Genomic DNA, 6495 nt, shown 5'->3' on the forward strand with positions numbered 1-6495 from the left:
TCATGTTTTCGATTCGAAAACATGACCCATACTAGCACCGGGCACGAGGTTCTTGCGGTGGTATTCCAGGTGCGCGGCCTGGCGTCCGGCAAACCCGAACTCGAAGTGCTGTTATGGCAGCGCGCCTTGGCGCCCGAACGCGGCAAATGGTCCCTGCCCGGCGGGCGGCTGGGCGCCGACGAGGATCTCAGCGACTCCGTGCGACGCCAACTCGCCGAGAAAGTCGACCTGCGTGAGGTGGCGCACCTCGAACAGTTGGCGGTGTTCTCCGATCCGCACCGGGTTCCCGACGCCCGGGTGATCGCGTCCACGTTCCTGGGCCTAGTGCCCTCCCCCGCCGTTCCGGCGCTGCCGTCGGACACCTGGTGGCATCCCGTCGCGGACCTACCGCCGATGGCTTTCGACCACGGCCCCATGGTGGCCTACGCCCGGTCCCGGCTGGCAGCCAAGCTGTCTTACACCAACATCGGATTCGCCCTGGCGCCAAAGGAATTCGCGCTGTCCACCCTGCGGGACATCTACGGTGCCGCGCTGGGCTACCAGGTAGACCCCACCAACCTGCAGCGGGTGCTGGCCCGTCGCGGGGTGATCACCCGCACCGGAACCACCGCCCATCCCGGCCGCAGCGGCGGTCGGCCGGCTGCTCTGTACCGGTTCACCGAGTTGGGCTTGCGGGTTACCGACGAGTTCGCCGCGTTGCGGCCACCCGGCACGGCGACTAGCTTCTTAGAGCCCTCTTAAGGTAAACATATCCGGATGACAAGCGCAGACGGGGCCGTCAGTCCCGAGTGGATCGGCCGGGCCCCGCACGATGACGCGCGCCGCGGCACCCGGCCGGTACTGCCGTCCAGGGACCCGTTCTACGAACCGCCCGTAGGATTCCAGCACTCCGAACCGGGCACCGTGCTGCGCTCGCGCGATGTCGAACTCGGTTTCCTGGGGCTGGTCCCGCAACAGATCCGCGCCACCCAATTGCTCTACCGGACCACCAACCGGCACGGTGAGCCGGAGGCCAGCGTCACCACCGTGCTGGTGCCGGCCGGACATTCCCACCGTCAGCCACGGCACGTGGTGTCCTATCAGTGCGCCATCGACGCGGTGTCCTCACGCTGCTTCCCTTCCTATGCCCTGCGCCGCCGCGCGAAGGCGGTGGGATCGCTGGCCCAGCTGGAATATCTGCTGATGGCCGCGGCGGTGGCCGAGGGCTGGGTGGTCTCGGTTCCCGATCACGAGGGCCAGGAGGGCATGTGGGGCACCCCGCTGGAACCGGGCTACCGGGTTCTCGACGGCCTGCGCGCAACCCTGAACTTCGAACGGTTCGGCCTGGCGCTGGACAGCAGGGTGGGGTTGTGGGGCTACTCCGGCGGCGGGCTGGCCAGCGCCTGGGCCGCTGAGGTCCACGCCGACTACGCCCCCGACATCAACATGGTCGGCGCGGTACTCGGTTCGCCGGTCGGCAACCTAGGCAACACATTCCGCCGGCTCAACGGGTCGACCTACGCAGCGCTACCGGCGCTGGTGGTCGCCGCGCTGGCCAAGAGCTACCCCGGGCTGGCTCGGGTCATCGAGGAGCACGCCACCGACGAGGGCCGGGCGATGCTGGCACGCCTGGAACGGATGACCACCGCGCAGGCTGTGATCCGCTACTTCAAGACGAATATGGATCACTGGGTCCGTCCGCCGCTGGAGCAGGTGCTCGGGCTGCCGGCAGTGCAGGAGGTCTTCGAGGCCATCCGCCTGGGCGGCACCGTTCCCACCCCGCCGGTGCTGATCGTGCAGGCCGTCCACGATTCGCTGATCTCCGTGGACGACATCGACGACCTGGCTCACCTGTACACCGAGGGCGGCGCCCGGGTCACCTACCACCGCGACCTGTTCAGCGAACACATGCTGCTGCACCCGATGTCCGCGCCGATGACGCTGCGCTGGCTGACGGATCGTTTCGCCGACCGGCCGCTGGACGCCCACCTCGTCCGGACGAAGTGGCCGACGCTGTTCAACCCGATCACCTATGCCGGTATGTGGCGACTGGGCGGCATCGTCACCCGCGTCATGCTGGGCGGACGGGTTCCGTTCCGGCCCCTGTGAGTCCGGGCTGGTTGTAGGGGTAACCGGGGTGGCCGAAGCGCTCCTGCGCGGGCCAGCCACCCAGATCGTCGCGTGGGTTGGCGATCGTCAGCATCGCGTACACCAGCGCCGCGAGCGCGGCCGGCAGCAGTAGGGTCACCGCGATCTGAAAGGGGCTGTGCCCCGGGAAAACCGGCGGCGCCTCGGTGAAGTAAGCCACCCGGTTGTCCGGACTCAGTTGCGCGCCCGCACGATCCGGCGTGCCGTACCGCCAGTGCGCCAGCGCCGCACCCGTCCCGGCGGCCGACGCCGCGGCGGCGATCTGCCCGATCCATAACCCCGCGGCCAGCACGGGCCCGCGATGCGGTCGCCACTGCCAGACCGCGACCGCCGAGACGATCGCCAGGCCGGCCAGCATGCCGATCAGCATGGCGACGGCGACGAAAACGTTGTCGGACTCCTTGCCGAGGAAGGCCTCGATCCGGTCGCCCCCCTTGGTCAAGCCGGTGATGGTGTGGATCGGCGGGGCGATCCACGCCCAGAGCCCGCCCAGTGCCGCACCCGAAACAGCAAGTGCGGCAATGACAGTCAACGCCGCTGACCAGTGCGACCGGCGCGGCGCAGTGGCCGTCATCGCCGGGTGTCCACGTCAGCGGAGTCCACCCGGCCGTGCCGGGAACATTCGGCCCACCAGCCGTCGGGACGCACCTGGACCACCATTCGCCGGCCGCACTCGGCGCAGAACCTCGGCGGCTCCAAACCGAGTTGAGCCGTCAGCGGGACGACCTCGCCGTGCGGTTTGCCGGTGTAGATGTTGTAGTTGCCGGCACTGAGCGGGGCCGGCCGATAATCAGCCATCAGAGGCTGGCGTTGAGAGCCTTGATGGGCATCTGCAGATCCTCAAGCAATTCCAGATCCGACTCGGCCGGGCGGCCCAGGGTGGTGAGGTAGTTGCCGACGATGACGGCATTGATGCCGCCGAGGATGCCCTGCTTGGCGCCGAGGTCGCCCAGGGTGATCTCACGGCCGCCGGCGAAGCGCAGCATGGTCCGCGGCAGCGCGAGCCGGAAGGCCGCCACCGCCTTGAGAGCCTCGCTGGGCGGCATCACTTCGAGGTCGCCGAACGGGGTGCCCGGGCGCGGGTTGAGGAAGTTCAGCGGAACCTCATGCGGATCGAGTTCGGCCAGATCGGCGGCGAACTCGGCGCGCTGCTCCAGCGTCTCGCCCATGCCCAGAATGCCGCCGCAGCACACCTCCATGCCGGCGTCGCGCACCATGCGCAACGTCTCCCAACGCTCTTCCCAGGTGTGGGTGGTCACCACGTTGGGAAAGAACGACCTGGCGGTCTCCAGGTTGTGGTTGTAGCGATGCACACCCATCGCCGCTAGCCGGTCGACCTGGTCCTGGCTCAGCATGCCCAGCGAGCAGGCGATGTGGATCTCGACCTCGTTGCGGATGGCCTCGATGCCGGCGGAGACCTGCGCCAGCAGTCGCTCGTCGGGTCCGCGGACAGCGGCGACGATGCAGAACTCGGTGGCACCGGTCTTGGCGGTCTGTTTGGCGGCCTCCACCAGGCTGGGGATGTCGAGCCAGGCGCTGCGCACCGGAGAGGCGAACAATCCGGACTGGGCGCAGAAGTGGCAGTCCTCCGGGCAGCCGCCGGTCTTGAGGCTGATGATGCCCTCGACCTCGACCTCCGGGCCGCACCAGCGCATCCGCACCTCGTGGGCCAGGGCGAGCAGTTCCTCAAGGCGGTCGTCGGGCAGCTGCAGCACCTCGAGCACCTGCTCGCGGGAGAGGCCCTCGCCGCGCTCCAGTACCTGTTCGCGGGCCTGGGTCAGCACATCGGAGGTCACGCAGGACAGGTTAGTCGGGGCGCCTCAGCCGACGAGCAGGTGGTCCGTCCGCTCGTCGCCGTCCCAGCGGCGCAGTCCGGCCATCTGGGCACTGATGTCGCCGTCGCCGTCGTCGACCCGGGCCAGGGCCGGGCCGATCTCGGCCGCGGTGATGCGGCGGCCCAGCGTGACGTGCGGGGTCCAGTGCCCGGGACGGCAGTGCGGATACGGTTCGGCGTCGACGTGCGGCAGAGCCAGGCGATAGACCTCGGCGTGCAGGGCCAGCAGTTCCGCCGAGGGGACGATCAGCCGGGCCAGGGTGTGCCGGCCGCCAGTTGAGGATGTGGGGCCGAAGATCAGCGGGGCGCCGACCACGCAGTCGAAGGGCACCCGGTCGGCCAGCGTGCGCAGCGCCTCGTCGACCGCCGGTCCGATCCGGGCGGCGGCCACCAGGGTGACGTGCGGCCGGTTCGTCGGCGAGCTGACCCGCAGCTGGCTGGGCAGCCCGGCGCCGGCCAGCGCCTGCCACTGCGACCGGATGGCGGCGTCGCTGAGCGGGTCGAGCAGCAGTTCGATCGAGTGCGCCACCGCTAGACGAGCCCGGCGACCCAGCCCGGGTCGAAAGCCTGGCTGCTCATGGCGGCGAAATCGGCCGGGGCCAGCGCCGCCGCCCCGGCGGGCAGCACGGCGCGGACCGGGGCCGTCTTCTGCAGCGCGACGCGGTTGTACCGGGCGGCGGCGCCCGGGTCGGCGGGCCACGACCCGATCACCAATCCGGCACACGAAAGCTGTTTGCGCACAATAGCTTCCACCGTGAGCGCGGTTCGGTTCAAGGTACCCAGTCCGGCTTCGCAGACCACCAGCACCGGCGCGTCCAGTTCGACGGCGAGGTCGCGCAGCGTCTCCCCGCCTGCGGCGAGTTCCACCAGCAGACCCCCGGCACCCTCGACCAGGGTCAGCCGGCCGGGCCGGTCGGCCGCCCGGATGGCGGCCAGGATCTCCCCGGCCGTGGGCAGCGGCTGCCCGGCCAGCTCCGCGGCGGCGGCAGGCGCGAGCGGCTCGGGATAGCGGGCCACCGACACCACCGTGCGAACCCCCGACAGCCGGCCGATCTCGGTCAGGTCGTCGTCGCCATCGGCGGTCCCGGTCTGCACCGGTTTGCACACCGCCACGTCGAGACCGGCGCGCAGAGCGCAGCTGGCCAGGGCGGCGGTGGCGATGGTCTTGCCGACTCCGGTGCAGGTGCCGGTGATGATGAGCACGCTCATCGGTGGGCGAGCACCTCGGTGAGGACCCGGGCGGCCACGTCGAGTTCGTCGGCGGTCAGCGACGCCCGGGCGGTCAACCGAAGACGGGAGGTGCCGACCGGCACCGACGGCGGCCGGAAGCAACCCACCCGCACCCCGGCGTCCAGACAGGCCTCGGCCGCGGCCAGCGCGGCCTCCGGGTCGCCGATCAGCACCGAGACCACCGCGGCCTGCGGGGTCTCGGTGACCCCGCACACCTGGGCGAGCCGGCCGGCGTTATCGGCAACAGCCTGGGCGCGCCAGGGTTCATCGGCGAGAATCCGCAACGACGCCAGTGCCGCACCGACCGCCGCGGGCGCCAGGCCGGTGTCGAAGATGAACGGGCGAGCGGTGTCGACGAGGTGGTCGCGCACCGCCGACGGCCCCAGCACCGCCCCGCCCTGACTGCCCAGCGACTTGGACAGCGTCGTCGTCATCACCACGTCCGGCGCGCCGGCCAGGCCGACTTCCTGCAGCAGCCCGCGGCCCCCGGCGCCGCGTACTCCGAGCCCGTGCGCCTCGTCGACCAGCAGCACGGCGCGGTGTGCCCGGCACACCTCGTGAAGCCGGCGCAGCGGAGCCAGCGTGCCGTCGGCGCTGAACACCGAATCGGTGACCACCACGGCGCGTTCCTCGGCGCGGTTAGCCAGCGCGGCTTCCACCGCCCCGACGTCGCGGTGGGGTGTCACCACCACCCGGGCGCGGGACAACCGGCAGCCGTCCACCAGCGAGGCGTGGCAGCCGGCGTCGGAGACCACCAGCGACCCGGGACCGGACAGGCTGACCAGCGCACCGAGGTTGGCGGTGTAACCGGACGAGAACACCAGAGCCGACTCCGCGCCGGCGAAATCGGCCAGCGCGTGCTCGAATTCCTCGTGCAATTCGGTGTTCCCGGTGACCAGCCGGGAGCCCGTCGATCCAGCACCCCAGGTGCGCAGCGCCCGCACCGCGCCGTCGACGACGTCGGGGTGCTGCGCAAGGCCCAGATAGTCGTTGGACGCCAGGTCCACCGCGACGCCCACTGCCGGCCGGGGACGCAGCGCGCGGCGCAGACCGGCCTGCCGGCGCCGCTGCTCGACATCGTCGAGCCAGGCCAGCGGTGAGGTATCGGTGTCGGGCGTCATTGCGCGTTCAGCCTAAGGCGTGTCCGCGCACTGGTCGCAGGTGCCGCCGTCAGTGATCCATGCCCGGGCGGCGGCCGCCTGCGCGGTCGGAAAGGCCCGCCAACTCACCGGGGAGCAGAAAACCGAGGAACCTGGTCGCCCACAGCATCCCCTCCACGTCGGTGACGACCGCGCCGCGCTCCC

8 protein-coding genes are annotated in these 6495 nt (G+C 70.8%); 2 read left to right on the top strand and 6 right to left on the bottom strand.

From position 1 onward, the window contains the following. Positions 1–21: 21 nt before the first annotated feature. Together ADBZ6I_RS15075 and ADBZ6I_RS15080 are read left to right on the top strand one after the other, a co-directional pair. Positions 22–741 (top strand): NUDIX domain-containing protein, encoded by a 720-nt coding sequence (locus ADBZ6I_RS15075; RefSeq protein ID WP_526385224.1) that lies wholly within the window; start codon positions 22–24, stop codon positions 739–741. 15 nt (positions 742–756) lie between these two features. Continuing rightward, complete coding sequence (locus tag ADBZ6I_RS15080; RefSeq protein WP_526385226.1) at positions 757–2088, top strand: lipase family protein; 1332 nt, start codon at positions 757–759, stop codon at positions 2086–2088. On the opposite strand, the gene ADBZ6I_RS15085 is transcribed toward ADBZ6I_RS15080, so the two are convergent. The 6 genes from ADBZ6I_RS15085 to bioF are packed head-to-tail and all read right to left on the bottom strand — an operon-like array spanning position 2051 to position 6312. Then, entirely contained in the window at positions 2051–2701 is a 651-nt protein-coding gene (locus ADBZ6I_RS15085; protein WP_526385228.1) for a DUF2567 domain-containing protein, read from the bottom strand. The genes ADBZ6I_RS15080 and ADBZ6I_RS15085 overlap by 38 nt on opposite strands. Next, positions 2698–2925, bottom strand: coding sequence for a biotin synthase auxiliary protein BsaP (gene bsaP, locus ADBZ6I_RS15090; RefSeq protein WP_526385230.1), 228 nt, complete (start codon positions 2923–2925; stop codon positions 2698–2700). Before bsaP ends, ADBZ6I_RS15085 begins: the two co-directional genes overlap by 4 nt. Further along, positions 2925–3923 carry a biotin synthase BioB gene (gene bioB, locus ADBZ6I_RS15095; RefSeq protein ID WP_526385232.1) on the bottom strand — a complete coding sequence of 333 codons (999 nt, stop codon included), beginning with the start codon at positions 3921–3923 and terminating at the stop codon, positions 2925–2927. Before bioB ends, bsaP begins: the two co-directional genes overlap by 1 nt. Before the next feature lie 24 nt (positions 3924–3947). Beyond that, positions 3948–4490, bottom strand: coding sequence for a 2'-5' RNA ligase family protein (locus ADBZ6I_RS15100; RefSeq protein WP_526385234.1), 543 nt, complete (start codon positions 4488–4490; stop codon positions 3948–3950). Between the two features lie 2 nt (positions 4491–4492). Next, on the bottom strand, positions 4493–5170 hold the full coding sequence (gene bioD / locus ADBZ6I_RS15105; protein WP_526385236.1) for a dethiobiotin synthase: 678 nt from the start codon (positions 5168–5170) through the stop codon (positions 4493–4495). Then, entirely contained in the window at positions 5167–6312 is a 1146-nt protein-coding gene (bioF, locus tag ADBZ6I_RS15110) for an 8-amino-7-oxononanoate synthase (protein WP_526385239.1), read from the bottom strand. The genes bioD and bioF overlap by 4 nt, the downstream gene beginning before the upstream one ends. Positions 6313–6495: the final 183 nt, after the last annotated feature.

This window comes from Mycobacterium sp., assembly GCF_044342925.1.
Taxonomy (GTDB): domain Bacteria; phylum Actinomycetota; class Actinomycetes; order Mycobacteriales; family Mycobacteriaceae; genus Mycobacterium.